This window comes from Stygiolobus sp. CP859M (assembly GCF_037389975.1).
In the GTDB taxonomy this organism is placed as follows: Archaea; Thermoproteota; Thermoprotei_A; order Sulfolobales; family Sulfolobaceae; genus Stygiolobus.
Genome location: NZ_JBBHKS010000018.1, coordinates 31,975 through 56,614, shown reverse-complemented (window position 1 = coordinate 56,614; position 24,640 = coordinate 31,975). Strand labels below are relative to the sequence as shown.

Genomic DNA, 24,640 nt, shown 5'->3' with positions numbered 1-24,640 from the left:
TTCCTTAAAAAACTAATTACACATATTATGAGAGCTCATTAATGTATTTAAACGCATCATCAGGAAATATAAGAACAGTAGCCTCGGTATCGTCTATTAACCCTAATTTCTTAAAAACCGCAACTGTAGCTCCAGCACTTAAACCTATCAGAATACCGCTCTTTCTAGCTACCTCCTTAACTCCCTCTACAGCCTCTTTTAAAGTGACATCAACTAGCTTGTCTATTTTAGTCATTTTCAGGAATTTATTATCAGGTGTAACTCTCTTTATACCCGGAATTCTTTCCCCTTCTGCTGGGTTAACTCCTATTATCTCTATTTCATCTCCTTTCTTTTCCTTAAAATACTTGGCTATACCGACTAAATGTCCTGCTGTTCCAGCCGTGGCTATAATTCTCCTCAAGTTAATCCCGGCATTGGTACACTGTGCTTCAATTTCTTTAGCGGTAGTCTCGTAGTGAGCCATCACATTAACTTCATTATTGAACTGGTCTAGATGTGTATACCCTCCGAAGGAGCTAAGTCTTTTCACTAAAGGCAGCAAATCGTTGGTTGAAGAACCTGCTGAGATTACTTCTGACCCCAGCAACTTCATCAATACTGGAAAGGCTGAAGGTGCAGTAGAAGGGACGAATACAGTAAACTTCACGTTGTAAATAGCTGATAACGCTGATAACGCTATACCGGTATTGCCAGATGTAGCTTCAACAAGGTGCTCTGTTTTCCTTTTTAGTGCTTCTTTGAAAAGAAAGAGTGCAGTCCTATCCTTTATGCTGTGACTTAACGGGTTATAAAATTCGAGTTTGGCCCAGACGTTATTTCCTATATTTAACTTAAGAAGGGGAGTAGGCCACATCCCTTCCATTAGTTCTATTGCGTTTGTGAATACGTGGAACTCCTTTGACACAATATTGACCGCCAATTATGTTTAATTTTACTATCAAATTTAAGCATTATTATCTCTCTTTACAACTTTCATCCTTATTACGAATTTGCTACCCTCCTTACTCCATCCCAAATACTGATTGTTAGTCTCTCTACACCACTTCTCTAATTCCGTCACAGCAGCTTCCCACTTAGTTTTGACTATTATTTCCTCACCGTCTTTAGCCTCTCTGAAAGCCCTTAAGACGTTTACAAGAACTACTGGGCAAACGTCCTCACTATCGATTATCATAGGGACAACACCACCTCGGATTCTCTTGCTTGGGTTAAAAACGTAATACTTCCTGAAAGTTTTACACCATCTTTAAGGTCTTCCTTACTAGCCCCTATAACCTTAAGACCTGCTTCGTCTACGTAAAACTCCACACCCTCTTTTATAGCATCATCAAGCATTTTCTCAGCATCGGTTATCTTAAGCCTTCGCATCTGAAACTTTACGTAGAGCCTAGCAAAAAAGGGCATATCTAACTTAGGTTTGGAGGACTTTAAAAAGAGAGCTACTGCTTGAGAAACCACAAAGACCTTAACTTCCCAGTTTAAAGCCCTAGCTGATAGTGCTAGAGTCAAAGCATGATATAGCGCGTCTAAATTGTTGTTAGACAGTAAAATTGTAAGCCTAGGCATTCTAATTGATCATTTTCCCAGTAAACTAAAATATTTGTCAAGCATAGATGGACACATGAAGATAAGAGCCCTCACTATTTTCTTCGTTTCAGAAGATATGGACAAGTTAGTTAAATATGTAGATCAGCTTCAAAACATAAAAGACGAAGTAGTATGGACGAAAAGAATAGCGTTTCCCCCTGAGCTAAAGGACTTAGAGCGTAAAGTAAATCAAATACCTTCGGGAAAAGGTATAATTTATTCAATCATACACAGAAGAGCTAAGGATGAACTGAGAAGTATCGCGGACTTTTTATCTACCGATAAATCGTTCTATGCTTCCGTGTTACTTAATGACAGTAAATATATTGACGACGTTGCACAATTAGTATATTCGTTAGACCCCGAAATTGCAACAAGAGTAGCGATACTCGTAAACGAGGAATTCCTAACCACGCCTTACTTTCCAGTTGGTAGCGCTAACACGATAAACGACTCTTTATCTTCCTCGCTAATCTATGTTAGAGAATTCGAGGAGAACAGAGCGGAGAGAGTTCTAGCATTTGCTGACGAATACAGTAAAAAAATAAGCAAGGAAATAGGAATAAGGTATCTAGGTATAGATGCTTCTCTGTCCCCATGGATGGAAGAGAGCACTGGAAGACTAATAGAAAATCTTTCCGGGGAGAAGATATTCTCTTTCGGACAGCTATCCACGGTTGCGAATATAAATAGGAGGATATTCGAGTTAGTCTGGAGGCTAAAAATAGCTCCGATAGGTTTTTCTGAACTTATGTTGCCCGTAGCTGAAGATAACGTTTTGATGGAAAGAGTTAGAGAAGGTTCTTTAACCCTATCTCAGTTGATGGCTTTGACTTCTGTCTGTGTTGCTGGATTAGATATGATAGCGGTGAAAAGAGACATAGAATTATACAAAAAGATCTTAAGAGATTCCATGGCAATCCAGTTTACTAAAAGAAGACCTTACGGAATTAGAATTATTCCGTCTACTGGTGAAGGAGAAATTTACCTTAAAGAGTATGGCAAAATACCCGAGATTAAAATAATCTGATACACATTTAAACTACTTTTATAAACTTTACAAATATATATAACATAGACTAGTGAGTAAAAATGGAGGTTCGTAGAGTTCAGAAATTCGGTAAATCGACACTTATGGTATCATTACCTGCTGAATGGGTAAAAGAGGTAGGATTATCACCAGGGGAGAGTGTATACTTGGAGGTAGATGAAGACGGAAGCCTAAAAGTATATCCACCAAATATGAAACTACAAAACGCAACTAAAGAGGTGAAAGTGCTTCTTTCAAACAATATAATGCCCGAAATAGTCACGAGGATAATTTACGGTTTGTACATTCTTGGCTTTGACAAGATCGAGATAGAGAGCAAAGACAAGCTGTTTAGTGAAGACATACTGAGAAAGGTGAAAGAAGCAGTAAGAAGTCTAATAGGATATGAAATTACGGTTCAGAACGTGGATTATATTCAAATACAGTCCTTCTTGGATCCCACGAAATACACCATGACAAGCTTACTTAACAGGCTAATTAACAACCTGAAGCAAATGCTCCATTACTTAAGCCTGGGTATAAAGGAGGGTAGTAGGACATTCCTGCAAGAAACAATAGAGTTAGAAAAGGAGGTTGATAGACTTTATTATCTAGCTCTAAGGCAATTAATCCTTTCACAATCTAATCGTAGCTTGGCTTACATGATAGGTGTTAAAAGGATACAGCTTATAGGAAATAGAATATTAATAAAGGCGATTGAGGAGTCCGCTGATGAAATAAGCGAAGCTGCTACTGACTTGTTGACTCTCACACCTCAGGAACTTGAAGAAGTCAAAAATTACTGGAACAACATGTTCGACTTAATAGAGCAGTCTACAGCAATAATAGACCATACCATAAAAGTCCTTGCCAAAGAAGACGCTAAATTGATAAACGAGACTATGGAAGAACTCAGAACCCTCAGGAGGGTTTTAATAAGCGAAGCTACAAACATAGAGAATTCAACTTCTAATATAAAGAACTACAGGATACTGATAGCTATAAGGACAGTCAATCTGAGATTATATAACGCTATCAGAAGAATGGAACCCATAGTTGAAATAGCATTTAATAGAAGCTTAGAAAATACTAAGGAAATAGTTATAGATTAATTAGGAAGCTTTTTTAGCTGTTCCAGAACGTATTCTCTTATTTCTTTTGCAGACGGTAGATCAGTAATTATCTTACCCCTTTCCATCACCTTTTTCAACAGTGGTTTACACTCTGGTCTTGGAGGTTGTACGTCGAGTAATGTAATTACATCTGTATCTGGAGTGTCTCCGCATCTGTACACTTGTTTTGCTCCAGGCCATTTTCCTCTTTTAGTGAAGGGTATCCACTTGCCGTTTTCGAACTTTTCTACAATATCGGCGCTGAAATCAACACCTTCAGATGGATTAGCTATACTTGTTCCGACACCGAAGCCATCAACTATATCCCTTAATTGTATAATATCATCTTCATCTATTCCACCGCTAACGTATATCTTAACGTTAGTAAAACCGTGAATGTTAAGAGTCCACCTAACCTCTTGAACTATCTTCCTAAAATTCCCCCTTCTACTTGAAGGTGTATCTAACCTGATTCCATACAACTTATCCTTGAGTAACTGAGCTGCCTTTAGTGCTTCGGTTCTCTCGTCTTCAAAAGTGTCGGCAAGTATTATTCTCGGTACATCAGGTGGCATTGCTTCGTGGAAGGCTTTCCACGCCTTTACGTTATCACCTACAGACAGCATTAACGCATGAGGCATAGTTCCCGACGGTTTTACGCCTAAAGTTTTTTCATTAAAGGCTCCCGATACGCCATCGCAACCTCCTATATAAGCAGCCCTATCCACCATCGGCGCTATAGCCGGATGAACCGCCCTTAATCCGAAGAATAAAACTGTCTTGTCTAATGCCAGTCTCTTTATCCTAGCTGCCTTTGTAGATATGCTTGAGTAATGTCTTAAAATCCCGAGAAAAGCTGTTTCATAGACACCGAAATCTAAGTAGTTACCTTCTATTATCATAACTGGTTCAATTTCCTTAAAGAGTGTACCTTCAGGCATCGCGTAGACAGTTACATCTTTTCCTTCAAGGAGGTTTAACACTTCTTCTAGCCCGGTAAAAACTGCCCATTGGTAATCCTTAGGGAGGCCATAGGAGTGTATTTCCATTCTAACTTTGACTTCCTTAAATCCTAAATGCTCTAAAGTCCTTACGGCTCTATCGAAATAAACGTCAGTTATTTCGCCCTTGAGTATCGAAGCCTCATCGGCTATGTAAAATCTCATTATCCATCGAAATTAGAAAGTCAGATTAACTTTTAAACCTTAAATGAATGATTAGTAGGCGTATGATAACTGTAAATATGGTTCCAGCCGACGAGCTGATCAAAAGGCTCAGTGAGTACTTAAAAGAGAACGTTAAGGAGTTACAACCTCCAGATTGGGCTCTATATGCAAAAACAGCTAGCTTCAAAGAAAGGGTTCCGGATAACCCAGAAAACTGGTGGTATATAAGGGCTGCTTCATTGCTCAGGAGAGTTTATATGCAACAGCCTTTAGGAGTAGGTGAGACGAGAAGGATTTATGGAGGATTAAAGAGGAGAGGGACTAGGCCACCTATATCAGTAAGAGGTCCTGGTCACGCTAACCGCCTCATATTCCGTCAGCTTGAGAAAGCCGGGTTAATTGCTAAGACGAAACAAGGTAGAGTTCTCTCTCCTAAAGGAAGGTCGCTTTTGGACAAATTATCATACGAAATATTTAAAGAGCTGGCTGATAAAAGAACTGATTTGAAAAAGTATTTAGAGTAATTAGGTGATTATCATGAGTGACGAATACGATGAAGAACTACAAGAGTTATTAAGAAGGAAGGCAGTAGAGCAACAAAGAAAAGTCTTAGAAGAACAGCAAAGAAAAGCCGAACTTGAAGCCAAGAAAGAAGCAATTTTACGAGTTATATTAACACCAGAAGCTAGGCAAAGATTAGCAAACGTAAAGCTCGTAAAGCCAGAAATAGCTGAAGCTATTGAGAATCAATTAATAGCCTTAGCACAAGCAGGGAGGATTCAGGCTCCTTTAACTGACGAGGAGTTAAAGGAAATTTTAGCACAACTCACCTCTCAAACTAAAAAAGATTTCAAAATAACAATTAAGGAAAGGGGATGGAAATGAGTAAGCACAAGCCTTTAGGTAAAAAACTGAGACTTGCAAAAGCGATTAAAAGTAACTCAGCCATTCCGGCTTGGGTAGTTTTAAAAACTAATGCTAAAATCAGATTTAACCCTCTTAAAAGAAATTGGAGAAGGAATAGCCTGAAGGTGTAACGAGATGACTGAACAAAACAATCAGGAAGTACAAGAAGTTCAAAACCAACAAACCACTACTCAACAGCAGGTAGAGCAACAACCCCAAAAACAGACCGAGGTTAAGCAAGAGGTACAACAAGAGAAGAAAAGTGAGAAGAAGGAGCAAAAAACTGCCGAGAAAAAGAGGGCTAAGAAAGAAAAGGATAATTTCGAGATGGTAGTGAACTTCAGAAGAGCATTCATGGGTAGAAGAAACGTGAGGGCTAGAAGGGCACTCAACATGATTAGGAGCATTGTCAAAAGACATTTTGATGCGGAGAGGGTCATAATCGATCCAATACTAGCTAGAGCAGTATCTACTAACGGTAGGGATAAGATTGTGAGAAAAGTAAGGATAAATGTTAGAAAGGTAGGGGAAAAGATATATTTAGTTACTCTCGCACTTAAGAGTGAATGAATTTAGACAAGCTTTCAATATTCGGGACAGATAATATAGGAATATACGTTTTTACTAATGATAAGTATACTATTTTACCTAAGATAGATGACAGACTAGTTCTAGATAAGATTCAGGAAGTTTTAAAGACCGAGGTAATCCAGACTACAGTGGCTAAGAGCGTGCTTGTAGGCATCTTGGTCTCCGGTAACAACGACGTAATCATTCTGCCCAAGACCATTACAGACGATGAGTACCAAAGCATAAAACAACAAGCCAAAGATGTGAGAGTTGAGATCTTAGATATCAAGCCTACAGCATTAGGTAACATAATACTCATGAACTCACATGCTGCTTTATTGTACAAAGAACTGACGGACGTAGAGGTAGAGAAGATTAGAAAAGTTATTCAAGTTGAAGCCGTGAAGAGGGGTAGTATAGCTAATATAATCACTGTGGGTTCTGTAGGAGTCGTAACTGACAAAGCTGGGTTAGTCCACGTAGACGTTACAGAAGAGGAATTAACTGAACTGTCCGAATTCTTCAAGGTGAAGCTGGATACGGGAACTGTTAATTTTGGAAGCGTCTTTATAAGAAGTGGACTAATTGCAAACAAGAACGGAGTCCTTGTTGGCTCGTCCACTACCGGACCAGAGATTTTAAGAATCCAAAGAGCATTTAATGATTGATGTCCGAGATCAAAATTTTCATGGTCAGAGGAACGGCATTATTTAACGAGTCTAGATTTCCCACAAGGCAAAAATTCGTTAAGTACATAAGGGCATTAAACGAAAAACAAGCACTAGAAAAAATATACAGTGATTTCGGAAGTAAAAACAAGATTAAGAGGTATAACATTAGAATCGAGGAAATAAGGGAGGTCAAACCTGAAGAGATAAACGATAAAACAACAAGAGATTTAGTAAAGTTAGAAAAGATAATATTGTGAGTGGCATGAGTGAGAGAGAACAAAGTGGACAAATAGCCATAGACGTAGGGGCTCTTTACCAGCAAGCAGTGGAACTTAAAGAGTATATAGATACTCTCCAGAAAACCTTAACTGAGGTCTTAGACTCAATTGAGTCAGTTAAATCCTCAAAAAGTGCAATAGATGAGATAAATAAAGGTAATCAGGAGTATATAATGATCGGAGATAGGAAAGGTAATGTCATGTTTAAGGTGAGTAATATAAACAACGTGAAAGTAATAGTCCACTTAGGACTGCAGTACTTTGTAGAAGTAGATCCGCAGACTGCAAAGAAAATACTAGACGATAAAGAAAAAGAACTAAACGATTATTCTAAAGCTTTACAAGCCGAACTGGCTAAATCAATAGAGGCTTATAACCAGCTTGCACAAGTTCTATCCGCTATCCAAGCCCAAGCTCAAACAGGTGGATAATTTTGTTTCGATAAATTAAAGAAAGCACTTTCTAATTTTTTAGGTAAAGTAACAGGAAAAGAGGAAGAGGAGAAAAAACCCGAGCAGGAGCAAAAAGTTGGAATCCAACAGAATGTCCAAATCCCCCAAGAAGCAACTCAACAGAAATCAAAAGAAGATCAAAAACCTCCACAAGAAGCAAAGCCTCAACCTCTTCCTCCCCAACCCACTGACCAAATCCCTCAACCTAATACTCAGTCCCCTCCACAATCCGTAACGGAAAAACTTAAAGACGAAAAGAAGGCTGAGGAGAAGTCTAAATCACGTTTCTCTTTCTTCGATTTCCTCAAATATAAGACTATAAAGGAGGATGACATAACTGAATTAATTGAAGAATTCAGATACCAACTTCTCGAGGCTGACGTCTCCTACGAAGTGTCGGAAAAGATACTAGAAGACCTGAAAAACTCCCTAGTAGGAAAGAAGGTTAGTAGAAGCGAGGAGATAGAGAAAATAATAACAGATTCTCTAAAAAAATCTATAGAAGAGATCCTTACAAAAAACAGAGGCTTCGACTTGGTAAAAGAAATAAAAAGCGAAGGTAAGAAGCCTTACGTGATTGTCTTCTTCGGCGTAAATGGTGTTGGAAAAACCACGACAATAGCTAAAGTAGCGTACATGCTGAAGAAAAACGGTATTAGTTCCATTATAGCTGCGTCCGACACCTTCAGGGCAGCTGCTCAAGAACAACTGGCTTATCACGCCCAAAAGCTCGAAATACCCCTAGTTAGGGGGAAATACGGTGGGGATCCTGCTGCAGTCGCATTTGACGCCATAAATTCTGCAAAAAGCAGAAACATAGACGTGGTGCTAATTGACACTGCGGGAAGGATGCACGTTGACGCTGACCTAGTTGAAGAGCTCAAGAGGGTTGTAAGAATAACAAAGCCGGACTTAAGGATATTAGTCCTTGATTCACTTGCTGGTAACGACGCTCTTGAACAAGCTAGATATTTCGAGAATAATATCGGCTATGACGCAGTAATACTCACCAAAGTGGACGCTGACGCAAAAGGAGGAATAGTTTTGTCATTAGCTTACGATCTTAAGAAACCCGTGATCTACTTGGGAATAGGACAAGAATATGACAGTTTAGTTCCCTTCGATCCGGACTGGTTTATAAAGAGAATATTTCAGTAGTTAAAGTTAAAATTATGGTCAAAAACTATCTACATATGGCATTCTTAGAGTCCCTTAAAAAACTCAAGGACGATTGGAAACTGATAACCAGCGTAGCTAAAAAACCTGACAAGGATATGTTAAGCTACAGCATTAAGCTTACATTACTTGTAGTCGGAGTTGTCGGGATCCTCGCGTATATAATACAACTTTCCGTTACCCTAATTATAAAATAGGTGAATATAGTGGAAGCACCAAGATTCAGGAACTATTACGCAGTAAGAGTTACGGCTGGTCAGGAAATAAACGTAGCCTTGATGATAGAAGAGAGGATCAAAACAAATAACGTTAAGGAGATTTATTCAATTATTGTCCCGCCCAATGTCAAGGGTTATGTCATTGTAGAAGCCTCTGGTCCACATGTAGTAAAACTGGTAGCTACTGGTATAAGACACGTAAAAGGAGTAGCCCATGGATTAGTCCAAAAAGAAGATGTAGTCAAATTCGTCTCTAAGACCGTTGCAATACCTACTGTGAAAGAGGGCGATATAGTAGAGATTGTGAGCGGCCCTTTTAGAGGTATGCAAGCGGAAGTAAAGAGATTAGATAGTGCAAAGAATGAAGTAGTTTTAAATATTTTAGAATCATCATTTCCTCTTCAGGTTACAGTTCCCCTTGACCAAGTCAAACCCGTTAAAAAGTAAGGTGATAAGCTTATGCCCACAAAGTCAATAAAAATCGTAGTTGAAGGAGGAAACGCAAAGCCAGGCCCACCACTGGGTCCTACGCTCTCACAACTAGGACTAAATGTAGGTGAAGTTGTAAAGAAAATAAATGAGGCAACATCTCAATTCAAAGGCATGACAGTACCTGTAGCTATAGAAGTTGACACTTCCACCAAGAAATATGAAATAAAGGTAGGTGTTCCAACCACCACATCCTTACTTCTCAAAACTGTAGGTGCTGAAGCACCTTCTGGTGACCCCGAGCACAAGAAGATAGGGAACTTAAAGATGGAGCAGATAATCGACGTAGCAATAAAGAAGAAGCCGCAGTTAACAGCTAAGACCCTAAAGGCTGCAGTAAAGAGCATTCTAGGGACTGCGAGATCAATAGGAATTACAGTAGAGGGTAAAGATCCAAAGATGGTTGTAAAAGAAGTAGAACAAGGTAAGTATGATGACTTATTAACCAAATATGAGCAAAAATGGAATGAGGTAGAAGGGTGAAATTATGATCGCTGACAGAAATAGTCTAGTGGAAGCGTTAAAACAAGCACTAGACCCTTCAAACAATCCTAAGAGGAACTTCACTCAGAGCGTTGACATAATAGTAACTTTTAAAGGAGTAGATATGAAAAAAGGAGAGATAAAACTAAGGGAGATAGTCCCGCTACCTAAGGCTCCGACAAAGGCTAGGAAAGTTCTCGTAGTGCCTTCCTTTGAGCAGTTAGAATCAGTCAAGAAAGCTCAACCGAACGTCATCCTAACCAAAGAAGAGTTACAAAAATTACAAGGGCAGAAGAGACCAGTGAAGAAACTCGCAAGACAGAACGATTGGTTCTTGATATCTCAGGACTCTATGGCATTAGCTGGTAGGATAATTGGACCCGCACTGGGTCCTAGAGGAAAGTTCCCGGTTCCTCTTCCAAACTCTTCTGACGTCTCAGAATACGTTAATAGGTTTAAGAGATCAACATTAGTTAAGACAAAAGACCAGCCCCATGTTCAAGCTTTCATAGGGACTGAAGATATGAAGCCTGAAGATCTAGCCGACAATGCCTTAGCTGTACTTAACGCTATCGAAAATAAGACTAGAGTTGAAGGTATTTTGAGAGCGATATATGTAAAAACCACTATGGGTAAAGTAGTAAAAGTTAATATGAAGTGATTAAGATGGCCGTAGTAACTCAACACAAAATTCCGAAATGGAAGATAGAGGAAGTAGAAGAACTAACCCAAAAGCTTAAGGAGTACACTACAATAATAATCGCGGATATACAAGGATTCCCAGCTGACAAGTTGCACGATATTAGAAAGAAATTGAGAGGGAAAGCTGAGATAAAAGTAACTAAGAACAGTTTGTTCGAATTAGCCCTTAAGAAAGCTGGTATTGACGCATCTAACTTCAAACCTTATCTCACTGGGTCAAACGCTTATATCTTCACCAGAGCAAACCCGTTCGAACTCCACTTATTCCTCTCCAAGTTTAAACTAAAGAGGTATGCAATGCCTGGAGACAAGGCAGATGAAGAAGTAGTAATACCAGCCGGAGACACTGGAATGCCTGCAGGTCCTATACTGAGCACTTTCGGAAAGCTTAAGGTTAAGACTAAGGTTCAAGACGGTAAAGTACACGTCTTACAAGATACTGTGATAGCTAAACCTGGCGATCCAATTCCTCCCGATGCTATACCTATACTACAAAAGTTAGGGATAATGCCCGTCTATATAAAGCTCAGCATAAAAGTCGCATATGAAGGAGGCATACTGATACCCGGCGAACAACTGGCGATTAACTTAGACGAGTACAAGGATCAAGTAATGAAAGCTCACTTTAACGCCTTCAACTTAGCTGTAGAGATAGCCTATCCAGTGCCAGAAGTTCTGAAGGTCACCGCACAGAAAGCTGCAAGAAATGCTATGTCCTTAGCTGCTGAAATAGGCTACATAACTCCTGAGACTGCACAAGCGGTAATATCAAGAGCTATGGCTAAGGCATATGCACTTGCTGGAGCAATTAGTGGTAAAGTAGACTTAGGTATACAAGTACCAACTGCTGCTCCTGCTCAGGCTGATGCTCCTGCTGAGAAGAAGGAGGAGAAGAAGGAGGAAGAAGAGAAGAAGGGACCTAGTGAAGAGGAGATTGGTGGCGGTCTAGCCTCACTATTCGGTTAATGAAAATTTTATATATTGCTTTGTCGGTTAAAGAGGATTGATACAGTATGGAATACATCTACGCGAGCCTCTTATTACATTCAGCTAAAAAAGAGATAAATGAAGATAACCTCAAAAACGTACTCTCTGCTGCAGGTATAACCGTAGACGAAGTTAGGTTAAAGGCTGTAGTAGCTGCCCTAAAAGAAGTAAACATCGACGAAGTCCTCAAGAACGCTACTGCAATGCCAGTAGCTGTGGCTGCTGCTCCTGCTCAGGCTGCTGCTCCTGCTGAGAAGAAGGAGGAGAAGAAGGAGGAAGAAGAGAAGAAGGGACCTAGTGAAGAGGAGATTGGTGGCGGTCTAGCCTCACTATTCGGATAAGAAAACTCTTTTTAACACCGCTCCACGCATTTTAATCTATGAAAGCAAGTGAAAGCGAGTACAGACTTAATTTCTTTTTATCAAACAATTATGAAAGAAAATTATGTAAGTCTTGTTCAACCCCTTTCTGGGCTAAAGACAAATCCCGTGAAGTTTGTAGTGACGTACCTTGTACGGACTACTACTTCTTTGACCTGGACATAAAGTCCCCTCCCCTCACCGTAAGAGAAGCGAGAAATAAGTTCCTAAAGTTCTTTGAGAGGAAAGGACATACCATAATTCCGCCCAAACCAGTGTTAGCTAGGTGGAGGGAGGACCTATACCTAACTATAGCGAGCATTGTAGATTTCCAGCCTTTCGTCACGAGTGGTGTGGTTCCACCTCCCGCAAATCCCTTAGTTATCTCCCAACCTTGTATAAGGCTTGAAGATGTAGACAACGTAGGTATCACCTTCGGCAGGCACTTGACGACTTTCGAAATGGCAGCCCACCACGCCTTTAACTACCCTGACAAACAAGTATATTGGAAAGAAGAGACTGTATCTCTCGCAAAGGAGTTCTTCACAGAAGAACTGGGGATACCGGAAGAACAGCTCAACTTCAAGGAGTCGTGGTGGGAAGGTGGAGGTAATGCGGGCCCATCTTTTGAGGTGACCGTAGGGGGGCTTGAACTGGCAACACTAGTATTCATGCAATATGAAATCAAGGGAGACCAATACGTACCTTTGAAGCTAAAAATCGTGGATACAGGCTACGGAGTAGAGAGAATGGCGTGGTTTACTCAGAAGACTCCCACAGCGTTTCACGCGATTTACGGCAACCTCGTTTACAAGTTCTTCGATAAGATCGGGTCCAACAAAGTAGACGACGAATTGTTAAAGACTGCCGCAATTTTAGCCGGTAGGATCGACCCGGATAAGCCCGAAACAATAGTAAGGCATAGAGAAGAAGTAGCAAAAAAAATGGGGCTCAAATTCGACTTTGTTAACGAGGAGCTGACTAGAGCTGCTAGGGTGTTCCAAGTACTAGACCACACCAAGACCATAGCTATGATGTTAGCCGACGGTCTAGTCCCATCTAATTCAGGTGAGGGTTATTTAGGTAGGCTTTTAATAAGGCGTGCACTAAGAGTCCTCAAAATTCTGGGGAGTGATGTAAAACTCTACGAGTTGATCAAAGAGCAAATAGATTACTGGAGGGAAGACTTCCCGCAGATGTTGAAAAACAAGGACTATATACTCGACGTGGTTCAGCTCGAGCAGGAGAGGTTTGAAGAGACAATGAGCAAAGCGACTTCAGCAATCTCCTCTTTGGTAAAGAAAAGCAAGGAGATAACGGCTGAGGATTTAGTAAAACTATACGACTCTAACGGTATCCCCCCAGACATTGTGGCAGAAGAAGCCCGTAAGATTAATCCCAACGTAAAGGTAGAAGTTCCCCATAATTTTTACGCGTTAGTCGCTAAAAGACACCAGTCAGCGCCTATAAAAGGAGGAAAGAAAGAGAAACTACCACAAGACCTCATAAAGATCATAGAGGAGAGAGCACCACCATCTACTAACAAACTCTATTACAAAGATCAGTACCAGAGGTCTTTTCAAGGTAAAGTACTTCTCTCTTACAAAAACTACCTAGTCCTAGACCAGACCACCTTTTATCCAGAGGGGGGAGGGCAAGTAGGCGACACTGGGATAATTAGGGTAGGCGACACTGAATACAAAGTAGTTGACACACAGAAAGTCAAGGATTACGTAATCCACATACTGGATAAAGAGGCGAATATACCGGAAGGCACTACTGTTTACGGTGAGATAGACTGGCAGAGGAGATATAGGATAATGAAACATCACACCGGCACACACGTGATCTTATCCGCAGCCAGAAAAGTCCTGGGCGAACATGTGTGGCAGGCAGGTGCGGAAAAAACCCCGCAGAAAGCGAGGCTCGACATTACTCATTATAAAATGCCTACAGAAGAGGAGATAAAGAAAATCGAAGACCTCGCTAATTACGTGATCAACGACCGCAGACCGGTAAGGCCATTCAATATCAATAGAATAGAGGCTGAGATGAAGTACGGAGTATCAATATACGCCGGAGGTGTCCCTGAGGGGGCTGAGGTGAGGCTAATCGAGATAAAAGACTGGGACATTGAAGGGTGTGGGGGTACCCACTTAAGCAACACCAGCGAGATCGGTGCTTTAAAGATCATTAACGTAGAGAAACTACAAGACGGTGTAATAAGGCTTGAGTATGTAGCTGGGGACGTAGTATCTCAATACGCAAGGGCGCAGGAGGAGAAGATCAAAGAAATGTCAAAGAGCCTTAACACGTCCCCCTCCCAATTAGAGGCTAGGGTCAAGAGATTGTTAGAGGAAGAGGAGAAGAAAGAACAGTTACTTTCCGGCTACAGAAGGATGGTACTAAACGAGATAGAGAGAATAGCCAGAAAAGATGTCGTAAGTGACGTCACTCTCTACGTAATTAAGGATATCTATGACGACGAGCTTGTCAAAGAGGCTATGAGAAAGTTGACCTCATCACCTAAAACGGTAGTACTGTCAATGACCGTAAGGGAAGCAAATAGAGTTGTGGAAATAGGAGTCAGTAAAGACCTCAAGGTGGACAAAATAATAGAAAAGTTGAGGAGTTTAGGAGGTAGGGGAGGAGGTAAAGGAACTTATGGTAACGTGACTATTAACGTCTCAGAGGAGAATGTAATAAATGCTGTTAAGTCGGCAATTGCTGAGGGCTTATGAGGACTACAAATACCTTATAAATAGGGGGTATAACAGGAAACCCGCATTGGACTTAGTATCATCAAGGTACAACCTCACGTCGAAAGAAAGGCTACTCCTTTACCGCTGTACTCATAGTGACGAGGAAATAAAGGCTGTTAAAGAGAAGAGAGTACAAAACGCGGAAGAAGTAATCGTGGACGGGTATAACGTAGGACTCACGTTACTTTCCGTGATCCACGACGACGAAGTCTTCATATGTGACGACGGCTTTATTAGGGATCTCGGTCTGGGGAAGAGGAAAGAGAAGGAAGAAGTTTTTGATTCCCTACTCTTTGTTTCGGAATTCTTATCGTCCAAAGGGGTGAAATTCCAGTTAGTCTTGGACGCTCAGATAAGTAAGAGTGGCGAACTAGCTGGGAAATTGAGAGCCCGAGGAGTCGCTGCAGTTACAGTGAAGAAAGCTGACATAGAAGTGATTGCGAGCGGTAAGGTGATAGTATCGAACGACTTCGTAGTGATCATGAGGGCGGGGAAGGTTTACGACTTGTTGAACGAGTTAGTGAGTTATAGCGGGATCAATGTGGTTCCTTTTCCTCCTAATCCGAAAAACCTTTAAGTGGAATAAGTGATTATAAGATTGGACCCGTAGCTCAGCCAGGATAGAGCGCCGGCCTCCTAGCGGGGCCGGAAGACAGCCGGTGGTCGTGGGTTCGAATCCCACCGGGTCCGCTATAACTCCTCGTTAAATTTTTCCGGTAAAGTTATGATCGCTTCCGTAATTCTTGTATTAAGATGATATGTGAACTATTACGCTCAGAAATTAATACATAATCAAATAAATGTGTGAGGCTTTACCTCAACTCTTCTCTGAGTCAATAACTCCTTAACAAGATAGTTGTTTCCTCCTAGTCTGTTTATTAACTCCATTGAAAGCAACTTGATCTTCCTCTTTCTCACGTTCTCCATTTCCTCGAGTAAGTGTTTAAACTCAGTCGCGTAAGTCAGACTTACAACCTCTAATATACTCTTCTCTTCTCTTAGCTCTTTTATCTCCTTTTCTAATTCGGCAGCTATTTTCATTAGCTCTTCGTCGTCTTTATCTTTAACAATTTCAAGTAACTTAGAAGCAGCATCAATTATTCTATCTTGGTCGATATAATGAATAATTTGTAAGAGTTGGTCAAACATAAAATATATTTCAGAGTTGTAAATTAAAAGCATTTCCAGCATTGTTCGAACATATAAAGTGAGTGGGGGTTCCCCCACTAAGGTAGCCAAGCCCGGAAACTCTCTTCACCAGAATCCCCACACACTGTAACTATCAACGTCTTCAATACAAGAAATCGAGGTTTTCAAAGAGATCGTATAATCACGTCGCGTATGGTATCAGTTTGCTACAACTCAGAGAAATTTATCGCCCTTCCTGATCAGCTGTGGTTAAGCCATACTTGAGAACTCCCTCAGCTACTTGCAACGTTAAAGAGCCAGATAGGATTAGAAAGGCAAAATCGCGGAAATTTTGTGAATGATCTAAAATGAACTGCCTACCATAATGAAGAGAAGGCCAAGTATGAAGAGAATTAATCCTATAAATGAATTCAACAGAGGGAATATTAAGGAAAAATAATGTTTCCTCTTGAGGAAATAAAGAGAGTAAAAAGGCATAAAGTGAAGGACTGAAATCCGTATAAAGTAATGTCGGTACTCCGGGGTAAAAAATTACACGTAGAAGCGTTACAGTTCTTCCGCGGAAAGTTTCATAACGACTTCAGAAAGTTAATTACAGCATTTACCCCACCAGCATTATAAGCGTTTATAATCCCGTTTACCACGTAATCAACACCTTTCTCGACAGTCTCAAACGAGGGGTCAAAATACTCTTGGACGAGATCTGGTAGGTCCTCAAACCCTCTAGCTATCAACTGTCCTATAATATCGGATTCGAATAGAGTTAAGTCTACCCATTTATCAAAGATATTCCTAGAAAATCCCATACCGTTAGCTATGGCCCAATTAACTAAATCATCATAATTCCAACTTTGAGGTGGCTGTATAACTCCACCAATCGCCAAACCAGGGCTTACTATAACCTCCTTATTCACCATCGGGACAGTTATTGTAAAATCATCAGCTAGTGGATTTAGATAGCTAACAAAACCCCTTAACTGCAAACCCATGCATTCACCACGGTCACCGAAAGTTATATAAATTGGTGCACCCTCAATAGCCTTATTAAAGGGTTCAGTAGCAAGATTGGAGTAATATGATAGACGAGGGTTGAAGTAAGTTGAGTCTGGCATAGAAGGTGCAATTAAGTTGTTTAGAATTTGAAGGTGAATCGCTGGGGTATCAGCAAACTTCTGTGCTGAAGTAGAACTCTTTAATTGAGTTAAAAGGTCGTAATTGATCTCGTACGTAAAATCTTTTGTCTGTATAAAGGCTGGTGTAAAAGGTGTAGAATCAAAAATTCCATACAGAGTTGATGTCATAAAGTTGAATATCCCTACTATATCTGCTCCAAAACCAGCACCACCTTGACTAATAGATGGATTGGTATAATATTGACCATCCACCACTAACGGTAATATGCCGAATCGCGGGTTAATATTGATATCTTTAAAGAATGATTTATATGCCTTTACTGAAAAGCTAGCCCCTCCTTGTGCTACTTCTAATTTGTTAGTATAAATAAACCCTCCTGGTATCCCACCAATGTAAACATATACAGTCCTACCATCTCTTTGCGTAGAGACAACTAAACCGTGCCTGACCAGAATTGATTGCATTCTCTTTACCTTAGATAAATCGAAATTAGTGGGACTAGTAAGTTCTGGGTAGTTTTGAACATAAGTTTTTGTAACCCTCCTAGGGAATACGATAGCGGGTAAATACTTATACAACTCTTTGTTTTTATATGAGTTGAACAGAATTTCTTGACCTTTAAAGTATTGGCACGTACCAGAGTCTATAGTAGAGATTCCAATAGAACCGAGTATACCAGCTAGTGCCCCAGCTATACCTTCACCTAGTCCAAACTTAGAAAATTGGTCTACTCCTCCTTCTCCCTGACTCATGAATTAATTTCTTGTGATAATGTTATATAGAGCTTTTGATTTGACTATAATTTACTCCAACTTGTTAAATATGAATAACTTTGACGTTAGTGATTAATATGTGAATAAATAGTCATGATAAGTACCTTATCTTCTATTATCTCTCTCCAGAGTGTGGAGATAGTGTCGTCACTTGTTTATTTATATTTCTATACTTTTTAGACTTTATATAATATTCGAATTTATTGTTAATTCTTTACGTGTAGAATCAACGTTTAATAGATTTATACCCTAATGACGACACTATCACCTCACTCTCTCTCCAGATAATGACGATTAAATTCAATCATAATTGGACCATTAACACCTCACACGCTATTCATGATGACAATTCTAGATTATAGAGAGGGGATGATGAGCAAAGGCATTATTACATTGCTCCTTTAGAAAGGATAATTGAGAAATACGTTAGTATTGGGGGTGTGGGGTTTCCCCCCCCCCATAAAGGTAGCCGGGCCCGGATTCGAACCGGGGTCCCAGGGGCCAGAGCCCTGGATCCTTGGCCGCTAGACTACCCGGCTAAGATTTAATTTTAAAAAATAATCTAAAAAACCTTTCCATCTAGTGCTCAGTGTAATTAACATAAAAACCCTTCCTGAGTAAGTTACATTATTAAATTTAGAAAACTGTGTAACCAGTGTATTTAACGGCTACTTGTACAGTAGTACTGTCACTTAGGCTAAGCCTTACCTGATAAACGGTGCCATTTTGAGGAATAAAATCGGATTCTGCCGGAAAAGTCAATGTAACTGTGGTAAGTCCAGCAGATAACGAAATAGGGGAAATGCTACTTGCCGTTTCATCGGTTCCTACTATTGATGCAGACACTATTTGTACCTTACCGGTAGAGCGTAAAGTAATAGTAGCTACGTAATAGGTTTGACCGTTATTAGTAACTGAACTCAATGTCCCTGTTCCTACTTGTGTTACTGTGGGTATACCGCCTAGTTCACCTAATAAACCGAAAGCAAATCCTACAACTACTAAAGCTATTATAACACTGGCAATTACTAAGATTAACGCTGTTACAGCACCACTTAAACCCTTCTTACTTCTCTTAGTATTAGAATCTTTAAATCGCTCACTTATAATTATCATTTTCATTGAAAAATGAGTAACTTAATGTCTATATAAAATTAACTTAATGAGAATCATGAATTAAACTAGAATTATTAATGTTAATTGCACAGAATGTAAGAAGTAGTAGGAAAGAAGAGACGTAACTTTAAAACATTCAGAATTTAATTTAGAAACTTTACCGTACCCCTAGAAGGTAGAGGCTTGTCGTTCAATTTGTCATTAAAGTTTCTAAAGCAGTTTCACAACTAAATGTATAAATAGCTACTAACTCGTCTCTGTTCGAATTCACGTAGTACTCCAAACAATCTCAAAAATTCAGGAACTTTTATTTCATGATGACTTTAGAAAGCCAATCATCGCCCCAATAACTCATAATTTAATATTAGAATAAAAGTTATATGAAAAATTCAAAAAAGTAAAAAACTTTCGTTTTACATATAGACCATTTTCGAATTTACTAATTTTTACCTAGTTTTTAAGGTCTTGTCAGCGTTAAAACTTCTATTATTATTTACATTCACCATATTTAGTCATAGAAGATAATTTAGAATTATTCTACAATCAATGGGTGAACATCAGAAAATAAAAAGTTCATAATTGACTACAAAAGTGGGATTATTTTATCGTCTCATTATAATACTAATGTGGTAGATTTTAGGAATAAGGTTTTTAAAGTAAGTGTGTAATTTTGATCTTAGCCGGGTAGTCTAGCGGCCAAGGATCCAGGGCTTTGGCCCCTGGGACCCCGGTTCGAATCCGGGCCCGGCTACCTTAGTGGGGGGTACCCCCACACCCCCAATGCTAACGTATGTCTCGATTATCTTGTCTGAAGGTCCGATGTAACGATACCTTTGCTTACCGCCTTCATCCTTCTCTATGGAGTAAACATAATACTTTCCTTTAATCTCTTTTACATAGAATTTAGAATTTACGTAGAAATTAGACATTCTAAGAATGTTAAATAACGCGGGTTTAAATACTTATTCTAATAGAACGATTAGCGTGGAGTTGGAAGGAGACGGCAAAAGTTCCTCATTAACGCAAAAAATTGAATACTCATTCCATATCCCCATATAGAACTACTTTTTGTTGCAAATCGGGTGCTTAATCTTCTTACAAAACTTTTTCAAAAATTTATGGAATTCATACGCCTGTATCACATCATGTTTTACAATATCTTCTAACGCTTTGTCAAAATCCTCGTCGACATCATAACTTCTCCTAAGTATTATAACTTTTTTGATGCCCAGTTTTTTCGCGACGTTGTACCTAAAGTAACCGTCTATTAGTCTGTATTTCCTGTCAACAATAAGCGGGCGTATGATACCATATTTGCGTATCGAATCTTCTAGTAATTCTTCCGATTTCTTATCATTAACATCTTTAAACAACTCTTCTTTAAATTGTTTAATTTCAGGGTGTTCTTGAATTATCTCAATTGGGACTATTACATAAACGTCGTCTTTGAATAACATGTTTAACGTTTTCTCGCTTAATAACATCTCATGCCCGTTTTTACGAATCAGATAATAAACGCCCGGCGGGAATTTCTTATTATTATATATGAAATATCCGTCTCCCTTAACGACTCTGACACTGTTCGCTTTTAGTTCGCCGTTCGCCGTTAGCCATACCCAGCCAATGATTATGAGTTCATCGTCAGCAATATAACGAATTACAGGCGGGTCGACCGTCCTATCGATATAACATTTAGCTTTGCGTAAGCATTCGCGTTGTTCAGGGTCATTTGGGTCATAGTGTTTGCCGTCGGGTTCATTTAGCGTTAACATATTCTACACCATCGATAATGTTGAAAGTAACCAGGTCTTTCGCCTTCAGCTTTTCGATTATGTCGTCACCGAATATTTCCGTTAGCTCAGCGGTCGATATTGAGCCATATTCCTTCAGGAATTTATACGCCTCAGCAACGTGATTATTTTCGCCGTCGCCTCTTTGCATTGCGTCTCCGTCAACCCGACGCACTGCATCTCCTCTATCGACTCCGGAGTCATCGTCAGGGCGAAATTTGCTATCAGCGACGCCGACAAGTTCGCCTTTCTCATCACGGACCTCAACTACATCTTTGTCGAGATTATTGACTAACGCCTTAATCCTGCGTCCTAACGCCGTTAGGTACCACATGAACGTTTTACCGTCCGTTTTTTCGCCCTCTACCACGCCTTTCCTCTCCAGGTTCTTTAACAAGTTTATCGTGTATTGTTTCGACACTTTCAACGCGTCAGCGACTTCAGACGACTTAAGACCGCCCTCATCCGGTAACTTCTCTATAATTTCTACATCTCTTTCCGTTAGCCCGAGACCGTTGTACAATAAGTCTAACTGGAAGTTTTCGAGTACAAATTGCCAGTCCTCTAACGTCGCCTCAGTCCTTCCCCTCATTATCGCCGTAACGATTATCAGGTTGCGTGCGATTTCTACAGTGCGGTTTAACGGCTCTCTCGTGTACTCCTTTAGTTTCTTCATGAAATCGATTACTGCATCTGTTACGTCTTCAGGTATCTTAGCGTGCGACGGTCTTGTCAATAACCACGCTTTAAACACCATAGCGTCGACCGGGCTAATTTCGACTTTCGACCTGTCAATGATACTTTGCCATACCATGTCCTCTGTCGACGAGTCCGTCTTGACGTAAACTTTCAACATACGGTTGAAAATTTGCTCTTTATCGACGTCGATAGTATCAACGACTGACGTAGTTATTACGGCGGGTTGACCCTCTATGCACCTTTGGCGGGCGACATGACGCTCCTTACCGTCTTCACCGGTCTCTTTTTCAGTAACGACCGTGCAAATCTTCTCTTCAGTCATCAGTTCGCGTAGGCAATTCATGTTCTGTTTATCGATTTGCTCTATGAAGAGTGCTTTCCCGTCGAATGAGTGGACATTAAGATAGCCCAACGCGTTTTGTGTGACCCTGGTCGACGGTATAACGATATCTTCGGCGTACTTTAGTACGCTCTTCACGGTCGACGATTTACCGACACCACTACCGCCGACTAACATTATGTGTATTCGAGACATCCCCATAACGCGTTCCATTCTTGTCGACACTAACGAGAGAAACGTCAACAATTTGAGCCGTTCATGCCCGACGATTTCATTAGTACGTGACATTATCCACGCTATGGGGTCTCTCTCTATCTCAGCCAAACGGTCGGGGTACTTTTGCCTGACGTAGTCGATAAGCGGTACCTTTTCCTCTTCGCCGTACTCTTCTCTTAGTTCGGCGATCTTTTTGCTTATCGCCTTTTTCGGTACTTTATAGTCAGTCGCCTTAGCGACCTCACTTATCGCCTCAGTGCAGTCATCGACGCATTCTTTAACTACACCGCTGTACCATATCACGAATTTTAGCTTAGCCCGCCGTACGACCTTATCGTCCTCTATTTTCTCTTCTTCACCGATACGGTAGACGTCTATCTTGACTTTGCGACGCCCGTCCTCACTCTCAACCGTATCTCTCGTTATGAACTCCTCAGCTGAAATTCTATTTTTCTCAGTTTCACGCGATTTAGATTTATTGGAATCGTCAACTAAAACCCGGGGGGATTCCGGCATTTCCGGCATTTCCGACACATTTTTGCCGGTTTTGCCGGATTTGCCGGGTTCTCTTTTGTTTTGAGTTGACGATTTCACTTTTTCGCTTTTCGCTGAGACTTTTTCAACGCGTTGTTTTTTCTCATCTTTGGCGGAATTTTTTGAATTTTCTTTACGCCCGAATTTACGCCAATGATCTTTGGGGAATAGCGGGCTCACTCCTCCTCACCCTCTTCGTCGTCGTCTTCGTCTCTTTCGTCTTCATCTTCACTTTCGTTGTCTTTGCCTTCGTCTCTTTCGTCTTCATCTTCACTTTCGTCTTCGTCTCTGTCTTCACTTTCGTCTTCGTATTTGCGTTTCTTTTTACCTTTGACTTTACTTTCGTTTTTATCCGTCTCGTTCACGCGGATATACAACGCGTCCTGGTCGTACCCCTGGATAACGACCCTCTTACCCTTCCATTCATCAACGTCGACATCTTTCGGCAAATTCAGTATTACATAATAATCGCTCAACTCCTTAGCGGTGTACAATTTTTTGCCCGATTTATAATACCCGTGCAACGGAATGATAGGTACGCCGAGACTATACTTAGACTCTCTCGGTTCGCCCGTCACCAGGTATATCGCCTTTTTTGAGGATACCCATACGTACTTTACCTTTTTCCGACCGCCGTTTGAGCGGCCGTTATGCTTTTTACCCCTATTCGATCTATTTTTAAATTGACCCATTCATATCACCTCTTTTTTCCGATTGATGACGAAAACGTAAAAAAACGGATTGACTTATGACGAGAGGAGTCCTAACTCTTTTGTCAAATGCTTAATCGCTATTTTTACTGCATCTGACTCAGAAACGTCGTAGTACGTTGCTAACTTCCTTAGTATCATTTTATCTTCTTTTTTTAGCCTGACGTATGCGATCATTTTAGTAGACATTTTTGCTATCACCCCTATTATACTTCTTCTGACAGAAATGCTTAAAAGACAAACATAACAATTTTATTGAAGTTTCATGGAACTTATTCATTTTTTCTCACCCTTCACGTTAATTATTAATGATACGTCAATTTTACGACTTCTCATCCTTTTGAGCAACGCGTTCGTAAGTTGTCTGTCGCTAAGTATGATGTCGATAATGTCGTCGAAGTACTCATCGACTATGTCTTCCAGGTCCGCGTGGTCGAATTCGACTTCGTCTACCGCGTACTCGTGGTCGTAGTCGTAGTCATCACATATAACGCTCTTTTCCCAATCGTTATAATAACATAACTCTTCCAGGTCACGGTAATGTACGTGGACCGGTACTATCATTTAGCTCACCTCAACGACCTCTAGTTTTCCGTTGTTAAACTTCGACCTTATTACGAATCTTACCATGTCGTCTTCGTCGAAGACCTTCACGATTATCGTGGAGTCGTCGATAACGAAGTAGTCGTACCAACCCCATGTCCTCATGTGGTCGTTTAACATCTCTTCGATTACCTTTTCGACTAAATCCCAATCCGTTTTTAGCAGGCTCTTCATAGTTCCCTCACCATCTTGTTCGCGTGGGCGTGAGGAGTTAGATAAAAAATACTATCTTTGACTTGAACCCATTTATCCCCGAATTGGATTTGAGTATTCATTATGCGTACGCCAATTTTCTATTTGGCGTATGAATTTATAAGCTTTTCGTACGATAAGTTTATAAAATGCATACGTCCATTATACATTATGAAACCAAGAGTCTATAAAGGCGGTAGACCTGGACATAACACATTTTATTTGTTAATTCCTAAGGACGTGGTGGACTCGTTAGGCATAAAACCAGATGATGACTTTATTCTTAATGTAGAGCAAAAAGACGGCGAATTGACGCTTTGTTATAGACGGGTGAAGAAGTGATTTACCCGATTTGCGGGGGCATCGTCGTTTCCATATCCCCATGTGGAAACTGAGGGCTAAGTCCCTACACTCGATCACGATTGAAATGATA

The 24,640-nt window shown here is 40.3% G+C and carries 32 protein-coding genes, 3 tRNA genes and 1 pseudogene; 21 read left to right on the top strand and 15 right to left on the bottom strand.

Annotation, left to right across the window (positions count from 1 at the left end):
* Window positions 1–25 precede the first annotated feature (25 nt).
* From WIW72_RS08490 to WIW72_RS08480, 3 genes are read right to left on the bottom strand one after another with little or no spacing between them, the layout of a single operon-like run.
* Entirely contained in the window at window positions 26–907 is an 882-nt protein-coding gene (locus WIW72_RS08490) for a cysteine synthase family protein (protein ID WP_337699439.1), read from the bottom strand.
* Window positions 908–946: 39 nt separating this feature from the next.
* A complete protein-coding gene (locus WIW72_RS08485; protein ID WP_156005391.1) occupies window positions 947–1,177 on the bottom strand; it encodes a sulfurtransferase TusA family protein in 231 nt (76 codons plus the stop codon).
* A complete protein-coding gene (locus WIW72_RS08480; protein ID WP_337699338.1) occupies window positions 1,174–1,569 on the bottom strand; it encodes a DsrE/DsrF/DrsH-like family protein in 396 nt (131 codons plus the stop codon). The genes WIW72_RS08485 and WIW72_RS08480 overlap by 4 nt, the downstream gene beginning before the upstream one ends.
* A 55-nt stretch (window positions 1,570–1,624) precedes the next feature.
* Here WIW72_RS08480 and WIW72_RS08475 point away from each other — a divergent pair, with 55 nt between their 5' ends.
* Window positions 1,625–2,620, top strand: a complete 996-nt coding sequence (locus WIW72_RS08475; protein ID WP_337699336.1) for a DUF711 family protein — start codon at window positions 1,625–1,627, stop codon at window positions 2,618–2,620.
* A gap of 62 nt (window positions 2,621–2,682) precedes the next feature.
* A complete protein-coding gene (locus WIW72_RS08470) occupies window positions 2,683–3,732 on the top strand; it encodes a phosphate uptake regulator PhoU (protein ID WP_337699334.1) in 1,050 nt (349 codons plus the stop codon).
* Here the strand turns inward: WIW72_RS08470 and WIW72_RS08465 are convergent.
* Window positions 3,729–4,898 (bottom strand): nicotinate phosphoribosyltransferase, encoded by a 1,170-nt coding sequence (locus tag WIW72_RS08465; RefSeq protein WP_337699332.1) that lies wholly within the window; start codon window positions 4,896–4,898, stop codon window positions 3,729–3,731. The genes WIW72_RS08470 and WIW72_RS08465 overlap by 4 nt on opposite strands.
* Before the next feature lie 62 nt (window positions 4,899–4,960).
* Between WIW72_RS08465 and WIW72_RS08460 the strand changes: the two genes are divergently transcribed.
* The 17 genes from WIW72_RS08460 (at window position 4,961) to WIW72_RS08380 (ending at window position 15,641) form a co-directional block, all read left to right on the top strand.
* A complete protein-coding gene (locus WIW72_RS08460) occupies window positions 4,961–5,422 on the top strand; it encodes a 30S ribosomal protein S19e (RefSeq protein ID WP_337699330.1) in 462 nt (153 codons plus the stop codon).
* Between the two features lie 13 nt (window positions 5,423–5,435).
* Window positions 5,436–5,783: a DNA-binding protein gene (locus WIW72_RS08455; protein WP_337699328.1), complete on the top strand. Its 348-nt coding sequence runs from the start codon at window positions 5,436–5,438 to the stop codon at window positions 5,781–5,783.
* Window positions 5,780–5,935 carry a 50S ribosomal protein L39e gene (locus tag WIW72_RS08450; protein ID WP_337699325.1) on the top strand — a complete coding sequence of 52 codons (156 nt, stop codon included), beginning with the start codon at window positions 5,780–5,782 and terminating at the stop codon, window positions 5,933–5,935. Before WIW72_RS08455 ends, WIW72_RS08450 begins: the two co-directional genes overlap by 4 nt.
* Window positions 5,936–6,131: 196 nt before the next feature.
* Entirely contained in the window at window positions 6,132–6,374 is a 243-nt protein-coding gene (locus tag WIW72_RS08445) for a 50S ribosomal protein L31e (RefSeq protein ID WP_337699437.1), read from the top strand.
* The gene (locus tag WIW72_RS08440; RefSeq protein WP_337699323.1) at window positions 6,371–7,042 is read left to right on the top strand and encodes a translation initiation factor IF-6; all 672 of its coding nucleotides are present in this window, start codon (window positions 6,371–6,373) and stop codon (window positions 7,040–7,042) included. The genes WIW72_RS08445 and WIW72_RS08440 overlap by 4 nt, the downstream gene beginning before the upstream one ends.
* Complete coding sequence (gene rpl18a, locus WIW72_RS08435; RefSeq protein ID WP_337699321.1) at window positions 7,042–7,302, top strand: 50S ribosomal protein L18Ae; 261 nt, start codon at window positions 7,042–7,044, stop codon at window positions 7,300–7,302. The genes WIW72_RS08440 and rpl18a overlap by 1 nt, the downstream gene beginning before the upstream one ends.
* Before the next feature lie 5 nt (window positions 7,303–7,307).
* Window positions 7,308–7,754 carry a prefoldin subunit alpha gene (gene pfdA / locus WIW72_RS08430; protein WP_337699319.1) on the top strand — a complete coding sequence of 149 codons (447 nt, stop codon included), beginning with the start codon at window positions 7,308–7,310 and terminating at the stop codon, window positions 7,752–7,754.
* Between the two features lie 216 nt (window positions 7,755–7,970).
* Window positions 7,971–8,933 (top strand): signal recognition particle-docking protein FtsY, encoded by a 963-nt coding sequence (gene ftsY / locus WIW72_RS08425; protein WP_337699435.1) that lies wholly within the window; start codon window positions 7,971–7,973, stop codon window positions 8,931–8,933.
* A gap of 35 nt (window positions 8,934–8,968) precedes the next feature.
* Entirely contained in the window at window positions 8,969–9,148 is a 180-nt protein-coding gene (locus tag WIW72_RS08420; protein ID WP_337699317.1) for a SecE/sec61-gamma family protein translocase subunit, read from the top strand.
* Between the two features lie 9 nt (window positions 9,149–9,157).
* Complete coding sequence (locus WIW72_RS08415) at window positions 9,158–9,616, top strand: transcription elongation factor Spt5 (protein WP_337699315.1); 459 nt, start codon at window positions 9,158–9,160, stop codon at window positions 9,614–9,616.
* Between the two features lie 12 nt (window positions 9,617–9,628).
* On the top strand, window positions 9,629–10,141 hold the full coding sequence (locus WIW72_RS08410; protein WP_337699314.1) for a 50S ribosomal protein L11: 513 nt from the start codon (window positions 9,629–9,631) through the stop codon (window positions 10,139–10,141).
* Window positions 10,142–10,145: 4 nt separating this feature from the next.
* The gene (locus WIW72_RS08405; RefSeq protein WP_443294934.1) at window positions 10,146–10,802 is read left to right on the top strand and encodes a 50S ribosomal protein L1; all 657 of its coding nucleotides are present in this window, start codon (window positions 10,146–10,148) and stop codon (window positions 10,800–10,802) included.
* The gene (locus WIW72_RS08400; protein ID WP_337699312.1) at window positions 10,799–11,809 is read left to right on the top strand and encodes a 50S ribosomal protein L10; all 1,011 of its coding nucleotides are present in this window, start codon (window positions 10,799–10,801) and stop codon (window positions 11,807–11,809) included. Before WIW72_RS08405 ends, WIW72_RS08400 begins: the two co-directional genes overlap by 4 nt.
* Window positions 11,810–11,856: 47 nt before the next feature.
* Entirely contained in the window at window positions 11,857–12,171 is a 315-nt protein-coding gene (gene rpl12p / locus WIW72_RS08395; protein ID WP_156005426.1) for a 50S ribosomal protein P1, read from the top strand.
* Between the two features lie 38 nt (window positions 12,172–12,209).
* Window positions 12,210–14,930, top strand: a complete 2,721-nt coding sequence (alaS, locus tag WIW72_RS08390) for an alanine--tRNA ligase (RefSeq protein ID WP_337699310.1) — start codon at window positions 12,210–12,212, stop codon at window positions 14,928–14,930.
* The gene (locus WIW72_RS08385) at window positions 14,896–15,528 is read left to right on the top strand and encodes a DUF434 domain-containing protein (protein WP_337721345.1); all 633 of its coding nucleotides are present in this window, start codon (window positions 14,896–14,898) and stop codon (window positions 15,526–15,528) included. The genes alaS and WIW72_RS08385 overlap by 35 nt, the downstream gene beginning before the upstream one ends.
* A 23-nt stretch (window positions 15,529–15,551) precedes the next feature.
* Window positions 15,552–15,641 (top strand) — tRNA-Arg (locus tag WIW72_RS08380).
* 102 nt (window positions 15,642–15,743) lie between these two features.
* On the opposite strand, the gene WIW72_RS08375 is transcribed toward WIW72_RS08380, so the two are convergent.
* The 4 genes from WIW72_RS08375 to WIW72_RS08360 form a co-directional block, all read right to left on the bottom strand.
* Window positions 15,744–16,100 (bottom strand): hypothetical protein, encoded by a 357-nt coding sequence (locus WIW72_RS08375; RefSeq protein WP_337699307.1) that lies wholly within the window; start codon window positions 16,098–16,100, stop codon window positions 15,744–15,746.
* Between the two features lie 569 nt (window positions 16,101–16,669).
* Window positions 16,670–17,986, bottom strand: a complete 1,317-nt coding sequence (locus tag WIW72_RS08370; protein ID WP_337699305.1) for a hypothetical protein — start codon at window positions 17,984–17,986, stop codon at window positions 16,670–16,672.
* Window positions 17,987–18,473: 487 nt separating this feature from the next.
* Window positions 18,474–18,546: transfer RNA gene (locus WIW72_RS08365), tRNA-Gln, on the bottom strand.
* Between the two features lie 97 nt (window positions 18,547–18,643).
* A complete protein-coding gene (locus WIW72_RS08360) occupies window positions 18,644–19,129 on the bottom strand; it encodes a DUF973 family protein (RefSeq protein WP_337699303.1) in 486 nt (161 codons plus the stop codon).
* 672 nt (window positions 19,130–19,801) lie between these two features.
* On the opposite strand from WIW72_RS08360, the gene WIW72_RS08355 reads away from it, so the two are divergent.
* Window positions 19,802–19,874, top strand: a tRNA-Gln gene (locus WIW72_RS08355).
* Here the strand turns inward: WIW72_RS08355 and WIW72_RS08350 are convergent.
* From WIW72_RS08350 to WIW72_RS08320, 7 genes and pseudogenes are all read right to left on the bottom strand, one after another.
* A pseudogene (locus WIW72_RS08350) lies at window positions 19,858–20,052 on the bottom strand (putative integrase); the annotation flags it as partial. The gene WIW72_RS08355 and the pseudogene WIW72_RS08350 sit on opposite strands and share 17 nt — an antisense overlap.
* A gap of 132 nt (window positions 20,053–20,184) precedes the next feature.
* Complete coding sequence (locus WIW72_RS08345; RefSeq protein ID WP_337699301.1) at window positions 20,185–20,895, bottom strand: ParB N-terminal domain-containing protein; 711 nt, start codon at window positions 20,893–20,895, stop codon at window positions 20,185–20,187.
* Entirely contained in the window at window positions 20,879–22,882 is a 2,004-nt protein-coding gene (locus WIW72_RS08340; RefSeq protein WP_337699300.1) for a TrmB family transcriptional regulator, read from the bottom strand. Before WIW72_RS08340 ends, WIW72_RS08345 begins: the two co-directional genes overlap by 17 nt.
* A complete protein-coding gene (locus tag WIW72_RS08335) occupies window positions 22,879–23,394 on the bottom strand; it encodes a hypothetical protein (protein ID WP_337699297.1) in 516 nt (171 codons plus the stop codon). Before WIW72_RS08335 ends, WIW72_RS08340 begins: the two co-directional genes overlap by 4 nt.
* Before the next feature lie 54 nt (window positions 23,395–23,448).
* Window positions 23,449–23,601 (bottom strand): CopG family transcriptional regulator, encoded by a 153-nt coding sequence (locus WIW72_RS08330; protein ID WP_337699295.1) that lies wholly within the window; start codon window positions 23,599–23,601, stop codon window positions 23,449–23,451.
* 87 nt (window positions 23,602–23,688) lie between these two features.
* Window positions 23,689–23,976: a cysteinyl-tRNA synthetase gene (locus WIW72_RS08325; RefSeq protein WP_337699294.1), complete on the bottom strand. Its 288-nt coding sequence runs from the start codon at window positions 23,974–23,976 to the stop codon at window positions 23,689–23,691.
* The gene (locus WIW72_RS08320; RefSeq protein WP_337699292.1) at window positions 23,977–24,189 is read right to left on the bottom strand and encodes a hypothetical protein; all 213 of its coding nucleotides are present in this window, start codon (window positions 24,187–24,189) and stop codon (window positions 23,977–23,979) included.
* A gap of 189 nt (window positions 24,190–24,378) precedes the next feature.
* Between WIW72_RS08320 and WIW72_RS08315 the strand changes: the two genes are divergently transcribed.
* A complete protein-coding gene (locus WIW72_RS08315; RefSeq protein WP_337699291.1) occupies window positions 24,379–24,549 on the top strand; it encodes an AbrB/MazE/SpoVT family DNA-binding domain-containing protein in 171 nt (56 codons plus the stop codon).
* Window positions 24,550–24,640 lie beyond the last annotated feature (91 nt).